Source organism: Wolbachia endosymbiont (group A) of Philonthus cognatus, from assembly GCF_947251755.1.
Lineage (GTDB): Bacteria > Pseudomonadota > Alphaproteobacteria > Rickettsiales > Anaplasmataceae > Wolbachia > Wolbachia pipientis.
Genome location: NZ_OX366388.1, coordinates 284,416 through 300,886, shown reverse-complemented (window position 1 = coordinate 300,886; position 16,471 = coordinate 284,416). Strand labels below are relative to the sequence as shown.

Below are 16,471 nucleotides of genomic sequence, written 5' to 3'. Positions count from 1 at the left end.
TGCTAAAGCCATATTGACATTAATCATATAGTATAAATAATTAATTATTTTGGAGCTTATTTAATATGCTACGCATCATTGCAGGCAAATATCGCGGAAGAAAAATAACTACAGGTAAGCATTTAGCTGCACGGCCAACTATGAGTATTGTCCGAGAAGCAATATTTAATATGCTTTCCTCAAGAAAACCTATTTATAACTTGAATGTACTTGATTTATTCTGTGGTAGTGGTTCTTTTTCATTTGAAGCGCTTTCTCGCGACGCTAAACATGCATTCATGGTGGATTCAGATTATTACAATTTGCAACTGCCTAAAAAAACAGCAGAAGATTTTGGAATTACGAACAATGTCACGCTAATTTGTTGTAGTGCTAACAAATTGCCACAACCTATTTCAAAGTGCGATGTAGTTTTTATAGACCCACCTTACAATAGCAATCTAGTTGAATCAACGTTGAATGGACTAGCTCACTCAGGCTGGTTAAGTGATGATGCATTGATAATTCTAGAGATTAGGAAAAACGAAGATTTTGAGTGCAATAAAAACTTCAGTATAATCTTGGAACGCACCTACGGTATAGCGAGAATAATTTTTCTTTCTCTATTAACTTGAACTTGCATATACTTTTCATTGATGAGTTCCAGTTCTATTTTCGTCAAGTTTCCGGAGAAATTACTTATTCTGTACTGCCCTAGATCAAAATTTTTATTAAATTCAGAGTCTATTAAATATTCATGTGCTTCTTCAATAAATTTATTTTCTTTTTCTTCGTAACTGGTGTATTTTGTTGTACCATTATTATCCTCACGATAAACTAAATGTTCTTTATGATCAGCATGAATATTTTTATTTTCACAAACCTTTTCAGGATCGTGCTCAAGTACTTTTCTACCAACAATCAATAGCTTATAAGAAATTTCCTATGATTCCTTTTAAGCGAGTTTTGAATTTTTGAAATGTCATGACATTGTTGATACGGTTATCAAGAAACGATAAAGTATCCACAAAATCTTCTGAATAATCATTGATAAAAAAAAGTATCGTACTTAAGTACACTCCAGCTAATATTGCTCTTTTTGTATAGTAGTTAAAATCTGTTGATTGGTCATAAATGCCATACCAAATCGCACTAACAGTTCTGTATAAAAGTTTACTAGAAAAATATGTATTTTTTGGTGATACAGAGAATAATAAAACATTTTTTAAAAGTTCTCTATAATTTGGTAGCTTAGCGTAATTTGAAAGGCGTATTTGAATGGCTAACTTTACTCGCTCTCGCACTTTCATATCTTCTAAATTAGAATTCCTTAGTTCAGCTTCCATTGAGCTATTTAAGTCCTCTGCTATGTGCTCCAAAGCGCTATATATTCCATTCTGAAATTTGCAAAAGCTATTAGCTAGATTAAGGTCAGTGCACACCTTTAATAGGGTTTCATCGCTTATCCCTTCAAATGGAATAACCCTAATTAGCTTATCTATTATTAACTTTTGTTCCACGCAACATCATACTAAACAGCATGTGTGATTGTACCTGAGATTTTCAAACATTCTACAAAATGCTTCACCACGTTCCTCGAAATTTTTCCATTGATCAAAAGAAGCACACGCGGGAGAAAGTAATATTGTTACTTCTTCTGCGCTATTTAAGGCCTCTTCAAAAGCCAATCTGAATGCATCTTCTAGATTGCAACATTTAACATAATCTACTTTATTCTCCATAACATTTGCAAAAGCTTCGGTTGATTCTCCAATAAGAAAAGCTTTTCTAACCCTTGTAAAATGCTTGCTTAATGATTCTATTCCACCTTTTTTGCTTCTTCCACCAGCGATCCAATTTATGTTTTCATAAGATAAGATCGCCTTTTCGCTCGATTTTGCATTAGTTGCTTTGCTATCGTTCACGAAAAACACATTTCTTATTTTGCCAAGCAGTTCATTCCTATGCCTCAGTCCTGAAAAGGACTTGATTCCATTGATAATAGTGTTGCTATCTACTCCAAGTACCTTACATACGGCATATGTGGCTGCTATGTTTTCTGCGTTGGATATTAGGTTTATTTTCACGTCGCTTACTGATAAGCTATGATTCTCTAGTTTTAACGAGATCTTCTGGATCCCAGTGCCCCTTTTGTCATCCAAGTAGCTGACACTGGGATCCAGATAATTTCGATCTATACCAGTAATCTGTTCACTATAATCAAGCAAATTGTTACCTGCCAATGATATTAGATCTCTTGCACCACCCTCTGTCATCTGAGTAGTTGGCAATGGTTTTTCTTTTCTGGATTCCAGCGTCACGCGCTGGAATGACATCGGGGAATATGTTACTGAGATTGGAATTTTGTCTCCAGTGAATTTGTTGAATATATCAGCAGTAATCTCATTGTCACATCCTATTACGGCAACCTCACTACCGTTTATCAGTTTTAATTTAGTTGCTATGTAGTTCTCCATACTTCCATGCCTATCTATGTGATCTGGTGTAATATTGAGCAGTGCTGAAATGTCCACGTTAATTTCATTCATCAACTCCAATTGAAAAGAGGAGAGTTCGATTACATAAATTTCTGCATCTCTTTCTAGATCCAAAACAGGAACGCCTAAATTTCCACCAATAGCTACTTTTTTCCCTGCAGATTTTAATATGTGCCCTATTAGTGATGTAGTGGTTGATTTACCATTTGTTCCTGTGACGCCTATTACCTTCTGGTTCGTAGTTTTAGCTTCAAGAAATAGCTCAATGTCTGATTTTATTTTGCAATCAAATCTCCTTGCAAGTTTTACTATCCAATGTGGCTCTGTTGGCACTCCAGGGCTTAAAACCAATGCACTGATCTCATGCCAATTGTATTCCTTGGGATGAATAAAATTACATTTTTTATACATCATTTTTGCATTTGCTATTTGCTCTTCATGATCATCCCATGCATATATTCTTGCACCACTCTTTGTTAGAGCGTTAATGGCGGATAAACCAGTTTTACCAAGACCAAAAACCGCGACGTTTTGATTTTTGTATTTGTTTAGTTGCACTGCTAGATAACTTATGCGAACCATTTTATAAAGATATCGTACAAATTACAACAGACTTCTTTCGTAGGTTACAACTGTCATTCAATAGAAACAAAAAACTTCCTTGACAAACTCCGCCAGCCCCCTTATCATGAAACTGAAGCTATTTATTTATCTTCTCTGTACAGATTAAATGACAAAAAAACTCACGTATCTGGCGTCTCATGTTTAATTTTTTGCACTATGTGCACCTTATGTCTTTATCAAATTTCTAGGTTTTTACCTACACAAGCTGAGATACGCTTATAAAGCATTTAAAACATTAAAAAACGCCAACTTAAAAAATGGATAGTGAATAATTAGCTACCCTAGGGTTTCTTTTGCCTTTTTTTCTGTTTAGTAAATTTCTTAATGTTTATAATTTAGATTAGTTGCGGCTTAAAAGCAACTGAATCGCGGTTATTAAACGTTTAGAATAAAAAAACGCCATACTTGAAAGTATAATGTAAGTAATTAGCCAACCACGGGGCTTCTTTTGCCTTTTTTTCATTTGGTAAATTTCTTAATATTTATGGCTAAACGACAATCGTCATCCCGCTGCTTGTTAGCGGGATCTCTTGTTAGCGGCTGAGATACCGCGAATGAATCGCGGTATGACGGTTCGCGACGGCGTGACGATAAGCTCGTTATCCCGCTGCTTGTTAGCGGCTAAGAGATACCGCGGCAGTATGACGGTTAAGTGGGGTGTCATCCCAGTGTCAGCTACTCGGATGACAGGAGAAGGAGGCTACTTGCATGACACCATTCTTTTTTCTGGATCCAAGTAATCAGGGCACTGGGATGACAAGAAGAGGGCACTGCCGTCATAAAGGAACCAGTGTCAGCTACTCGGATGACAACAAAGAGCTACTTGGATAACAAGAAATATAGGTACTGGAATTGTAAAGAGTTTGCAAATATTAGTTATTACCTGTAGGATATAGAGAAATTAGTAAGGATTTTAATAGGAATAATATGCCATCTGTTACTTTTATTTTACCTGATGGGAGTAAGAAAAGCTATGAAGCTGCAGAGGGAGAAACTCTGCTCAATTTAGCCCACAGAAGTGATCCAGATCTGCTTGAAGGTGCATGTGAAGGTTCTCTTGCTTGCTCTACATGCCATGTAATTGTTGATCCAAAGTTTTATAATGCTGTAGAAATACATAACCCTATATCTGATGAGGAAAATGATATGTTAGACCTAGCTTTCGGCTTAACAGAGACGTCGAGGCTTGGATGCCAAATAAAAATCACAAAAAATATCGACGGCTTGTGTGTAACCATACCAAGGGGTACAAGAAACATATCATTAGATAAACAGGGGAATCATGCGTAAGATTTTTATCTATATTATCATCTCTTTACTTTTGTTTATTCCTGTAGCGTATAGTGGTTTTTGGTATTTTTCTGCATGTAAGGTAAAAAATCTTTTAGCTGAAACAATACTATACATTAACGACGAAAAGTTTGATATTTCACATGATTTTAGTGGATTTCCTTCTAACCTAATTTTCCGTGTGACAAACCCAAAATTTTCCAATGAGCAATTAACCATCTCATCTGATGCTTTATTGATAAAAAATAGATTGTTTGATAAATCAGTATATATCTACATACCAAGCAATGAAGTCAACATTGCTGTTCATGGTGATGAGAAAAAGAATATAAAATGCCACACAAACGATAGCAGCCACTTTGTTGTTAGACTAAACGATTTACCATCTTCATTGCGATTCAACAGCGTGATAGACTATATAGATACACTTCGTTACGAAGATTATGGATTAAAATGTGATGTTTTAGAAAATCAGCAAAGTGTTATAACTGAAGTGAATGATAAAAGCAATTACATTCAATTTCACCTCGATAAAGAACTGAGTGGAAATGCTAAGCTAGGATTTGATTTGTATACTTATCGGTATAAAAATACTGCAAGTCCTGAAAGTTACCTTAGTATCGACACTAAATTTGATTACGAATTTGTAAACCACATCTCAGCTTCCAGAATTAATTTCAACATAGAGAAATTTTTAATTCAAAGTAATAATTTTTCTCTTGCTGCAGATGGTGGAGTGCAAAATTATAATTTGGTTACGTCTTCATTTAAAGACAAAATCAACGTGGCTATATCAAATTATAAAGAATTAATCTCGTTTATGATTGGTGACTCAAAAACTTCAGATGCGTTTGAAAAATTAATGTCTTTCTTATCAGAAAAAACAACTGATGACAGCGTTCAATTTTCAATAAAGTACGATGATGATGTAGGGTCAAGCTTTATTGGAAAGTTATCCATCACTGATTTTATGAACCAACTCGGTAAAATAACCCAATTAACCAAGGATGAGAGCAGTAGTTAGTTTACTTTTCATATTGATATTTCACTCAGGCGTAAACGCTTTTACTCTGGATAATAAACTCAGAGATAAAAGCATGGAAAAACGAGCAACCAGTTTATTTGAAATAATAAGGTGTCCAATATGTTCTGGCGAATCATTGTCTGAATCTGGATCTCAGATCGCGTATGATATGCGAGAAGCAATTCGTAAAAAAATCAATGATGGATACACAGATGAAGAGATAATCTCAGAGTTAAAAAATTCTTACGGCAATTCAATTATAACTACCCCACCTAGCACTTACATCTTGTGGTTTATTCCACTTACAACTCTGCTTATTGGGTGTTTTTTAATACAAAGATACATCAATACAACCACTTAAACCTTTTATATATAGCTAAAGTGACTTAGGTTCTCTAATTGCACATAAGTCAACAATAATTTTCACACAAATCAAAACAGCATATCTTCTCCATAATCCTTGGTAATTCCACGTAAGTTAAAAGTAGCATATGGTTCTCTCCGCGGTCTGAGATGACAATAAATTTGTCAAGCCGCATTATACTTGTTAGGCGGAAGTGGACGGCAACATATTTACCACGAAGTCTAACTAAGTTCTTGCTTGTCCCTTCCATCGGCATTGCTATCTTTATTTTCAATAAAATTATTGTCCTATGCTCTTTTGATGTTTATTGATAATAAAATTCTGTTTTATCAACCAACATCCTATGCATAATTACAGCTAATTTTCTTGCTACTGCTACAATTGCTTTTTTCATTCCTTTTTTCTTCGCAACCCCAGTTTTTTAATTTAAATGTCCTCTTGGTAACTGTAAGCATTGTTTGTGCAGCTTCATATAACATACTTCTACATTCCGCTGGTCCCATCTTTGATATGCTGCCATGCCGATCAACTTCTCCAGAAGAATATTGCCTTGGTGTCAACCCTATATACCCCAGTTGCGGATTAGCCAACGAAGTAAAGCTTAGAAATGCAGCGGCTGCATGGAATATGAAACAAGCGTAGAAAAAATGTGTACCAAAAAATTTATCGGTGATCTGTGGCGAGTATGTTCAATCTCAAATTTGTTTTTCAGAGAGCCAAAAACTGTCTCAATAATCGATCTTTTTCTTAACAAAATCTTCTCATTTAGCGCCATTAATGAGTTTTTCATACCCTTTTTTATACTGGTTACAAGCTTTAACCCTCTATCGAATAATTCGTGAAAAAGATCTTTTTTGATATATCCTTTATCTCCAAACAATAATCCAGTCAATTTCTTAGTTAAATTTGGCACAGGTATCAACGTTGCCTTTTATCACCGTAACCCCTTGAATTTCGCCAGTTTCATTGATTACTAGATGTACCGAAAAACCACCCATAAGTAGTCTTTCCAATCTTTGCCAACCCTTTGAAAACTTTGTTTCTCGAGGTCCTTTTTGGATGGCAAACAGCGATAGATGTTGCATCTATGTACGAAATCCCTGTCACTTTTGACTGTTCGCAAAACCATTGCATTAAGAGCGCTAAATACCATAAAACCCGCGATTTTAGCCTGATAAACCTACTATAGGATGGCAATTTTGGAAACGCTGATTCGTATAATCATTTCAAATAATGCACATAGAAAATTTTAAAATTGTCGCACTTGATATAGCAATATTATGGTAAAAATCTCTGAATGCGTAATCTCTGGCGTCCTGGTTGGTTTTTTGCCACTTGGTAGAAGTTTTTCTGCAAAATTTTCATCGACTGTATTGCAAAAATCATCGACTATACAAAAGATTTCTGTTACTTTCTCTTTCATTGGTAACCTCCTATTTTAGGAATGAATATCAAATACCTCGGAGTTTACCCTATTTCCTTACCTTTTCTATTTTTTCTAATTTACAACTGGGGTTAGCAGTGCTGTGAGAATGGTTGAAAGCGCAAAAGAAAACCTCTCGGAAGTTAAAAATATACTGGTCGATGCAGGTTATACAGGAGAAAATTTTGCAACTCAAATAAAAACGATTATTGGAGCAACTGTAGAAGTAATAAAACGAAGTGAATTACATTCCTTTGCTGTATTGCCACAAAGATGGGTTGTAGAGCGATCTTTCGCTTGGTTAGAAAAATGCAGACGATTGTGGAAAAATTGCGAGCGAAAACTTAACACTAGCCTACAAATGGTCGTTCTTTCCTTCATTTCTCTTCTATTGAGAAGATTTTAAACAGGTTCTAAATCTTTATTTTAAAAATGTCATATTGACCACCGGTACCTGAAAATACTATTCCAATTGATCAGAGCTATCCATTTCCTTAATTTTTGTAACGTTGTCTTAGGAGTACTATAACTTTAGTATCAACTATGTTTTATTGTTTTTGCATCTAAAAAAATTTAGCTTATTCAAGCAGCATTTTGCCTTTTTTTGGATGTAGGGATTTTTTAGGAATTGTCTTCTTGAATTCTATGGTATTTTGTTTAACATTGAAACAAGATTCCAGTGTCAGCTACTTGCATGACATTGTTGGTTAATGTTTTATGGCTTTACGATAGCTATACAACTTATCTTAAAAGCAATATAGTGTTTACTATACAATGAATCAAAGATAGTAAGTAAAGTCTATGGAATTTCAAATCGCTACACATTTTCAACCGGCTGGGGATCAACCACAGGCAATCGATAGCTTAATTGCAGGGCTAAATAGTAATAAAAGAGATCAGGTTTTGCTTGGAGTTACTGGTTCTGGGAAAACTTTTACTATGGCAAATGTTATTGCAAGGACAAACAGGCCTGCATTAATTATGGCACACAATAAAACTTTAGCAGCACAGCTTTATGAGGAAATGAAAGGATTGTTTCCCCATAATGCTGTTGAATACTTCATTTCTTATTATGATTATTATCAACCTGAAGCCTATTTACCACAAACTGATACTTATATCGAAAAAGATTCTGCAATTAACGAAAGAATTGAGATGCTGCGTTATTCCACCGTCTGCTCCCTTTTGGAGCGCAGGGATACGATCGTAGTTGCCAGTGTTTCCTGCATATACGGTCTTGGTTCGCCTGAGAGCTACCGCAGCATGATCATACCGCTTAGTGTTGGAAATAAAATTCGTATTAATGATTTCCTGAGCAACTTAACTGATCTTCAATACAAGCGCTCTGATGCCAGGTTTGAGAGAGGATATTTCAGAGTGCGCGGCGATATTATTGATATATTTCCTTCCCATTATGAAAATAAAGCTTGGCGTTTATCGTTATTTGGCGATGAAATAGAAGAAATTTTTGAAGTTGATGCTATAACGGGCAATGTTACCAAAGGCGTAAATAAAATCACCATTTTTCCAAATAGCTATTACATAACCCCACGTGAGGCTTTGTTGCAGGCAATTGAACTAGTCAAAAAAGAGCTGCATGAACGCTTGGATTATTACTATTCACAGAAAAAAATTGTTGAAGCAAAGCGCCTCGAGCAACGCACTAATTTTGATATCGAAATGATGAGAACAACAGGAATATGTAAAGGTATTGAAAATTATTCGCGTTATCTCTATGGAATGGAAGCTGGGGATCCACCGCCTACTTTGTTTGAATATTTACCCAAAGACGTAATTTTATTTGTTGATGAGAGTCATGTCACCGTTCCTCAGGTTGGTGCGATGTACAGTGGTAATGAGGCGCGTAAAAAGAAATTGATCGACTATGGCTTCAGGCTCCCTTCCGCTTTTGATAATCGTCCATTAAAATTTGAAGAGTGGGAGGGAGTTAGGCCGCAGACTGTTTACATTTCAGCCACTCCCGGAAAGTATGAGTTGGCAAAGACCAGTAATGTATTTATAGAGCAAGTTATCCGTCCAACAGGGCTTACGGACCCAATCTGCATTGTAAAACCAATAGAGAGTCAAATTGATGATGTAATTCATGAGGCACAAGTGACAATAGGGAAGGGATTTTGTGTTTTAATCACTACATTGACGAAAAAAATGGCTGAAAATTTAGCTGAATATATGAGTGAATTGAATATGAGAGTGAGTTATTTGCATTCTGATATTGCTGCGCTGGAGAGAATAGAAATTATATACAAATTGAGATCTAAAGAAATCGATGTTTTAGTAGGTGTTAACTTGCTGAGGGAAGGTCTTGATATTCCAGAGTGTGGGTTGGTTGCAATTTTGGATGCTGATAAAGAAGGATTTTTGCGATCGGAAACTTCATTAATTCAAACGATTGGTCGTGCTGCGCGTAATGCTGAAGGTAGAGTAATTTTGTATGCAGATAAAATCACTGGTTCTCTGGACCGTGCATTAAGAGAGACCGAAAGAAGAAGAAAAAAACAAGAAGAACATAATATATTGCACAATATTGTCCCAAAGACTATAATAAAACCTATATCAAACACCTTACAGGAGAGGGCAATAGCAGAACCGAAAGTAAATACTAATAAGGATGATTTGAGAAAGCAAATGATAGAGCATGCTGAAAATTTAGAATTTGAAGAAGCAGCAAGAATAAAAAAATTATTGTAAGGTTAAATAACACATGATGTAATGGTAACCGTTCACGGAATATTCCCAATTAGGCAGGAATAGCGACTAAATTCTGTAGTTTCTGGACAGGATTCTGATCATTCAAACGTGCAGTCAAAAATATCGAAAGCATTCTTTCAATGAACTTTTCTCCACGTTCTGACCAAGTGAAAAAACTATTTTTACGATAAATGACGTACCGTCTAGCCTGACGTTCTGCAAGGTTATTGGTTGTCTCGATCAGATCAGGATTGCGCACGAATCTCCACATCATATCTTCAGAACGTAGTATATTGGCAGCCATTCTCGAGGCCTGAGTTCCTTTTGCAACCCTTGTTATCTCTCGCAAAAAATGTTTCACCCTTTTTCGAATCTTCCTCATTAACCGGAAAAATCTTAAATTGTCTATCAGGTTTTGTTTACGTGCTCTATCTACCACAAATACCCTGTTGCTCAGCGATTTTAATGCTGCGCCAATTCTGCTCACTTCAACATTTTTACTGTAAAAAAACCTTTCAAAGTCCCTTGCTAAATGGGCCCAGCATATCTGTCTGTTTTCACGATTAAAGTAATTATACGCAGCATACCTATCGCTTATAACTATTCCATCATACTCTGGCAATAGCCCTTTTAATATCTTCTTTCCGCGAGATCCAACTAACTTCATAAGTGTTGCTGTTTTATTCGTTACTACCCAACTCCAACCTTTCTTTCCCTGGTTCCTATGGCTTGTTTCATCTATATGTAAATACTTGCTTTTCCGTAGCTCTTCTCTTATTTTTTCGTATTCAGATATACATTTTTCTGATACTCTACCCTCGGTCTTTGATACCAAACCTAGGCTTATATTCAGATTAAATATGCTGCTCAAAATTTGCTGTACTTCCCTTTTTGAATTGATAAAAAATCCACTAAAACTGCTAATTACTGCTTTTGCATTAGCTCCTAAAAGATCCCTTGTCACACCTTCAGGCAGACTAGCTGAGATCCTTTTCTTACACGCCTTACAGTAGCCTTTTTGTAGCCTATATTCAGTCACTATCGGTTTAATTTTTGGCAATTCAACCTTTTGATGCACAGTTTCTTCTTCTAAAATAACTTGGCTTCCACACATGCAAATTGTATCAATTGAACATTTTACCACCTCATCTGCTACCATCAATTCCCGCTTGTGCGCTTCATGTCCTGGCTGCCCGCCTGGTTTTTTATCGCTCTTCTTTTTTGTCTTTTTGCGATATACATCTTGCGATGGTGGCAGCGATGAATTTTTTGAATTTAAACCCAGCTTATCCTCTAGCTCAATTATTTTTGTCCTTAACTTATCATTCTCTGCTTTCAGAGTACCAACTTCTGACTCCAATACCACAATCTTTTCTTGTAGCACCTCTATCATCAACCCCTCATCTATCTAGTTTATTGTTTTTTATACTAATTATGCAATTTTTGTAAACTACTTTCTTATACCGTGAATGGACAAAGTTGATAAGCCTAAACGCCATCATGTCTTTAGGAGAGTCTGCTAATGAAGGCTCTTAAGTTGACGCCATTGCGTGAACGGTTACATGTAATGTGCATAGTATAAAAATGTAAATAATTTTATTGATATCTTTATATTAATACTTTTTAAACATTTAGTACCGCGCAATATCTGCAATGGATGAGAAAAACTAACACCAGTGCCTTTAGGGTCAGGGACTTTGCCCTAACCCTAATAAAACGCTTAGGTGGCTGAGAGCGGTGGATTAGGTACAAACCGCTTATACAAAAACTTCTTTTCCTTCTTGCAAGTATTTCTTGATATTAGGAGAATCTACCCTAGAATTTATAAGAGATTTATCATTAAATTTTTCAATAAACGACGGTGACTGTCCCCGCTCAAGCGACTTCCCTAAACCACTATCTGCAGAACTTGTAGAAACGTTACGACTAATTTCTTGTTCATCACCAAAGAATTTAAAAAGTAAGCCTTTTTTTGTCTTAAAAGGTAAATCTGAGTGTAGTTGCTTCCCCTTCTCAGGAGGAAGAACTGAGCACACTTGCTCTGCTCCCTCAGAAGTAGAAAGAAGTGAATGCAGTGTCTCACTATCAACATAAAGTAAGTGTAGTAACTTTTCGTACCTAGGAAGAAAAAAGCCGGAGTTTAGCTTCTTCTGCAGCTCAGGAGAAAGAACTTTGCATAGTTCCTCCCTCTGACCAGGATCAAGACGTTGTTGCCACGGTGGCTGTGGCCGCTCAAGCGACTCGAAACCACTATCTTTAGAAATTTTAGAATTACGGTCCCCGGGCACATTTGGCTTGCTTACGGCATCTTGTGGCAAGGGTTCTGGAATACCACCATTCGTTTCAGAACGTAATGCTCGTATTCTTGGTCTATTGAGAAATCCGCCATCATCTGGTTCAGTAACAGGAGAAGTCACTCCTGAGGGTGGATTATTTTTTGCTCTTCTTTCTGAGGCAGATCGTTTAGACAAAAGTGGTTTTTCAGTTACACAATGCACAAGATCACTTCTACTTGAAGATGTCGTACCACGCTCTACGCTACGTCGCTTAAAAGGTGATAACTTTTCTCTTTCTTTACAGAACAAACCACCCCCATGTTGCTTCTCCGGAGATTCATTCTTTTGTGGCTTCGCTTCAGAATACTCATCACTACTTTTTCGATCACTTTTATCAGTAACTTGCTGTTTTTCAGATTCCTCATTAGAAACCTCAAGATTTAAGAATGTTGAACTATCCCATGCTCTAAGAGAAGGAATCGATGATGATCCACAGGTCAAAGATAGCTGTAATTGACCACAAGTGGATTGACTTGGACCTATTTCTCCGGAAGATAGCTGTGATTGATCACAAGTGGATTGACTTGAATCTATTTCCCCCGGCACCAACTGAAACAGCCCCCCTTTTCCTTCCTCTCTTTCTGATCCTTGCCTGGGAGGCCTCTCTAACCCTTCACCACGACTTCGCTTGGGAAACTCCTGTGTCGGTGATGACAATTCAGTTAAGCCAGAACTTGGACCACCACTTGAAGAACCAGAATCCTTAAGTTGTGGAGGTGAATCACCAAGACCACTATCTCTGTCTCCTCTAGATTCAAAAAACCTAGCTCCAGTTTGTTCAAGCGGTGTTCTTGGTGGCTCTGCATGTGTAGGAGAATTGAGTGGAGAAGTTACCGTTGAGGAGGATCGACTCGAGCTACGTCTCTTAAAATTCTCAAGATCAACTGCAAATTCAAAACGTCCGTTTATTTGATTATATGCAATTGGAGACCCCATAATTTTAGGAAGTAACTGAGCAATCTGCTTATTAGAGAAAGCATAAACTGGCTCTTTACAATTAGCAAATTGTGGATTTGCAGTTTTGCCTCTAATATCACTTATACAATGAAAACCATTAAATATTCCTCCATTAATCTTTGATGCATCCCTAGAACTTAAAGATTTCAACTGACCATTCTCTTCTATAAAAGGTATAAGAGCAAAACTATGCCCATTCTTTATTTTGTTTTTGTTTGTAAAGTCATCATAATCATACCCGTCAACAAACTTTCCTGTCGCTTTAAGAATTAGTTCACTCAAAACATTTTTACAATTTTCAACTTTAGACTCTACGCTGCCTGGAGTTCTAAAATCAAGCGCTACTCGCCCTTTAACATATTCTGTTACACTCCTGACTACCTTATCACTCACATTTTTAATGTATAACATACCATCTTTATATTCATAAAAGTCTGAACTCTTAAGACCACACGCCTCTAATCTTGAGTTAAATTCACTGATATAAAGACTCTTCAATAGCTCAAAAATCCTCGGATTATACCTTTTTTCGAGGTACTCGTTGCTAAAAGCTATACAGTATAGATAAGGACTACCTATCGCTCCTGTTCCAACAGTTCCATTGACCCATTCATATGCTTGTTCCTTCGTTATTCCTACTAATTCTTGTAGAAGTGCAGCCACTTTAGATCTCACAGCCCCCTCAAACTCATTAGCAAAATGAACCTTCAAGTTACGAATTACTCCATTATCTGTAGAATCTGCAAGCTTTACTTTCACTATGCCATTACCTAAATCCTCTTTATCAGGATTAGCATCTAGAACAAATGGAAAATAGTTTAAGTTATAATATTCACTTGCTACCTCAGTTCCATCACTGTAGTGCTGCTTTATTATCTCCTCTCCTATTCTTCGCAGATATTCTTTTGTATTAGTACCACTAGCAAATAAACCAACAATCTTTTTACCTTCTACAGTAAAATTAGTATTGACCTTATCAATACCATAATTATTTAAGTTAAATGCGTTAACTAGCTCTTTTGTAGAATTACCCATAACTCCCCCTACTAAAATTGTGATGAAACAACATTACTTACTTTTACCTTTACTACTGCCAGCACTAGTAGAGCTACTACTCTCCATTTGCGAGCCAGGCTTGCTACTTTCACGTCTCTGTCTTTCACGTGCCTCAAGCATTACCGGATTAGAACCGCTATACTTTTCATACCTGCTGCTTGGAGTAAACCCTTTATCGCTATCTTTTTTATCATTATTACTATACATATTGACCCCTAAGTAAAAATATTATGTAACTAATATACTAAAAATAAATTGTAGTGCAAGCACTTTTTTTATATTTTTTAGTATAAATTTTATTCGTCATTTTTATACTCCTGGATTCCAGCGTCACGCACTGGAATGACATGGTGAGGCGTCATCCAAGTAGCTGACGCTGGTTTCCATCCAAGAGGGTGTCATCCCAGTGCCCAGACACTGGGATCTAACTACCTTCACGATTATGTCTTTCCTACTGATTGACCTTCTACACATTTCTCAACTTTTACATCATTAGTCAATCCTCTTGGTGATTGAGCATCATTCACAGAACCTTCATTCTCAGCACCATTCCAAACACCTATTTTAAAATTGGCAAGTTCTTTTGCAAGTTCGGTGTAAAGGTTATCCGCTTCTTTCTTATTAACATTACCATTCAGACGGCTTGCTGCATAACTAGCAGACTCGTTTTTCTTCCCATTATCAAGCTTGTTTCCTTGTCCATTAGTGGGTGGCGTGGTTCCTCTTCCATTAACACTAGTATTCGCATCCCTTTCTCGGAAACCAATATTCTTTATTTTATTAAAATTAATTTTTATCCCACTTGCCACAGGCTTCTTGTCTGGAAGTTTCGGTGGACACACCTCTTTCTTCGGTTCAGGCTTCGCTTTTTTCTCTTCATTCACTTTTTCTGGTTTTTGTGAATTTTCATGATATTTTCTTTCAAGCTCAGCAAGACGCAATAGATGTTTCAAAGGATCTGACGCAATTTCAAGTTCTGGTTTGCTCAGAACAACCGGTCTTACAAATCCTGGTGAAATTTCAAAAAGGAAAACTGGCACTTTAGGTTTTTCTCTTTCATCCACTTTCATTTCTACGTTTTCGCAAACTTCTTTAGTTGCTTCTAATGATGTTTTTTCTGCTTTTTTATCTTCTTTTTCTGTAGATGCCTCTACCGCAGCCGCCAACTCAACTCCAAACATCTCTGCGAACATTGTAACAATCCATCCGACAACGGCCATTTGTAACCTGAGTTTCAGATCTTGCAATGCAGTTAATCTTTCTAACGCCCTTGCAAACTCTTCTTCTGATAACTCACCACTGCCTAATTTTTCCTGCAATTCTTTTATCTCTTTGTCCAACTTCTGATTGAAACTTAAATCGCGTGCAAAAATCTTCTTGATTAACTCCTTAAGCTTATCACGCAAAAACTTCATTATCGCAGCAATCAGGTTTTTTTCTTTCTTCTCCTTGAGCATTTGGTAGATTTTCGGATCATCTACATCTACTTCAAAAAGGTTGAAGAGAGATTCAAAGAAATTCCAGAAATCTCCGAGTACTCTTCCTTTTTCACCAGTGAAGTAATCCTCATCATCACCTTCTCCGATATGTAGCTCTGCTTGAGATGATATTTCATCGATACAACTAGAAGCCTGACGCTCACACTCGAGCCTCCTGAGCAAATCTTGTCTGGTAAGCTCCTCTATGGCTGCTTTTAGTTCATTTAGCTTCTGCTCTGCAGAGAAATCTTGCTCCCTGATTTTTCCTTGGAAGATTGAGCTACCGTTTCCGTTATTATCTGAAAAATTTTCCATTATTTTTGCCTCCTCAATAAAATTACTGCCTTTGTTGTTACCTGAAAAGCTTTCCACCATTTTTACTTCCTTCATAAAACTTAATAATTTAATTCTACAGTACTAAATATTTAAGAACTATTAATGTAAAGATGTCAATAAAATTATTTACATTTTTACACTATATATATATATTATATCATGTGCTATTTAACCTTTCAATAATATTTTTTATTTTTACTGCTTCTTCAAGCTCTAGCATGCGCTTTTCTTAAATTATCCTTATTAATATTTGCTTTTGCCTCTATCCCACTTTTTCTTGTAAAGTATTTGATATAGATTTTATTATACTCTTTGGCATAACATTTGCAACATACTTTATCTATAAATGGAAATTATTATACTTGCAGCTAGACACAATTTGAAATAATTTACACTA

The 16,471-nt window shown here is 36.3% G+C and carries 13 protein-coding genes and 3 pseudogenes; 7 read left to right on the top strand and 9 right to left on the bottom strand.

Annotated features, from left to right (window positions below):
- Positions 1–65 precede the first annotated feature (65 nt).
- Positions 66–614, top strand: a complete 549-nt coding sequence (gene rsmD, locus OPR21_RS01565; protein ID WP_077188204.1) for a 16S rRNA (guanine(966)-N(2))-methyltransferase RsmD — start codon at positions 66–68, stop codon at positions 612–614.
- Here the strand turns inward: rsmD and OPR21_RS01560 are convergent.
- The 3 genes and pseudogenes from OPR21_RS01560 to OPR21_RS01550 form a co-directional block, all read right to left on the bottom strand.
- A pseudogene (locus OPR21_RS01560) lies at positions 572–886 on the bottom strand (hypothetical protein); the annotation flags it as partial. The gene rsmD and the pseudogene OPR21_RS01560 overlap by 43 nt on opposite strands.
- A 22-nt stretch (positions 887–908) precedes the next feature.
- Positions 909–1,499 carry a COQ9 family protein gene (locus OPR21_RS01555; protein ID WP_064125504.1) on the bottom strand — a complete coding sequence of 197 codons (591 nt, stop codon included), beginning with the start codon at positions 1,497–1,499 and terminating at the stop codon, positions 909–911.
- Between the two features lie 6 nt (positions 1,500–1,505).
- Positions 1,506–3,059 (bottom strand): Mur ligase family protein, encoded by a 1,554-nt coding sequence (locus OPR21_RS01550; protein WP_007549232.1) that lies wholly within the window; start codon positions 3,057–3,059, stop codon positions 1,506–1,508.
- Between the two features lie 750 nt (positions 3,060–3,809).
- Between OPR21_RS01550 and OPR21_RS01545 the strand changes: the two genes are divergently transcribed.
- The 4 genes from OPR21_RS01545 (at position 3,810) to OPR21_RS01530 (ending at position 5,776) form a co-directional block, all read left to right on the top strand.
- Positions 3,810–3,932, top strand: a complete 123-nt coding sequence (locus tag OPR21_RS01545) for a hypothetical protein (RefSeq protein ID WP_007549233.1) — start codon at positions 3,810–3,812, stop codon at positions 3,930–3,932.
- 96 nt (positions 3,933–4,028) lie between these two features.
- On the top strand, positions 4,029–4,391 hold the full coding sequence (locus OPR21_RS01540) for a ferredoxin family 2Fe-2S iron-sulfur cluster binding protein (protein WP_265030062.1): 363 nt from the start codon (positions 4,029–4,031) through the stop codon (positions 4,389–4,391).
- Positions 4,384–5,415, top strand: a complete 1,032-nt coding sequence (locus OPR21_RS01535; RefSeq protein WP_265030061.1) for a hypothetical protein — start codon at positions 4,384–4,386, stop codon at positions 5,413–5,415. The genes OPR21_RS01540 and OPR21_RS01535 overlap by 8 nt, the downstream gene beginning before the upstream one ends.
- A complete protein-coding gene (locus tag OPR21_RS01530) occupies positions 5,399–5,776 on the top strand; it encodes a cytochrome c-type biogenesis protein (protein ID WP_250294683.1) in 378 nt (125 codons plus the stop codon). Before OPR21_RS01535 ends, OPR21_RS01530 begins: the two co-directional genes overlap by 17 nt.
- Positions 5,777–6,120: 344 nt before the next feature.
- On the opposite strand, the gene OPR21_RS01525 is transcribed toward OPR21_RS01530, so the two are convergent.
- Both OPR21_RS01525 and OPR21_RS01520 read right to left on the bottom strand, forming a co-directional pair.
- The gene (locus OPR21_RS01525; protein ID WP_065095234.1) at positions 6,121–6,339 is read right to left on the bottom strand and encodes a transposase; all 219 of its coding nucleotides are present in this window, start codon (positions 6,337–6,339) and stop codon (positions 6,121–6,123) included.
- A gap of 22 nt (positions 6,340–6,361) precedes the next feature.
- Positions 6,362–7,202: pseudogene (locus OPR21_RS01520) on the bottom strand (IS982 family transposase).
- A 133-nt stretch (positions 7,203–7,335) separates the two neighbouring features.
- On the opposite strand from OPR21_RS01520, the pseudogene OPR21_RS01515 reads away from it, so the two are divergent.
- Positions 7,336–7,608, top strand: a pseudogene (locus OPR21_RS01515) (transposase); the annotation flags it as partial.
- Positions 7,609–8,003: 395 nt separating this feature from the next.
- Entirely contained in the window at positions 8,004–9,911 is a 1,908-nt protein-coding gene (uvrB, locus tag OPR21_RS01510; RefSeq protein ID WP_265030057.1) for an excinuclease ABC subunit UvrB, read from the top strand.
- Positions 9,912–9,960: 49 nt separating this feature from the next.
- Here uvrB and tnpC read toward each other — a convergent pair whose 3' ends face one another.
- From tnpC to OPR21_RS01490, 4 genes are all read right to left on the bottom strand, one after another.
- The gene (gene tnpC / locus OPR21_RS01505; protein WP_265022247.1) at positions 9,961–11,304 is read right to left on the bottom strand and encodes an IS66 family transposase; all 1,344 of its coding nucleotides are present in this window, start codon (positions 11,302–11,304) and stop codon (positions 9,961–9,963) included.
- Positions 11,305–11,668: 364 nt separating this feature from the next.
- Positions 11,669–14,239 (bottom strand): hypothetical protein, encoded by a 2,571-nt coding sequence (locus tag OPR21_RS01500; protein ID WP_265030056.1) that lies wholly within the window; start codon positions 14,237–14,239, stop codon positions 11,669–11,671.
- Positions 14,240–14,272: 33 nt separating this feature from the next.
- Positions 14,273–14,467, bottom strand: coding sequence for a hypothetical protein (locus tag OPR21_RS01495; protein WP_010962871.1), 195 nt, complete (start codon positions 14,465–14,467; stop codon positions 14,273–14,275).
- 233 nt (positions 14,468–14,700) lie between these two features.
- A complete protein-coding gene (locus tag OPR21_RS01490; RefSeq protein ID WP_265030055.1) occupies positions 14,701–16,113 on the bottom strand; it encodes a gas vesicle protein GvpG in 1,413 nt (470 codons plus the stop codon).
- Positions 16,114–16,471: the final 358 nt, after the last annotated feature.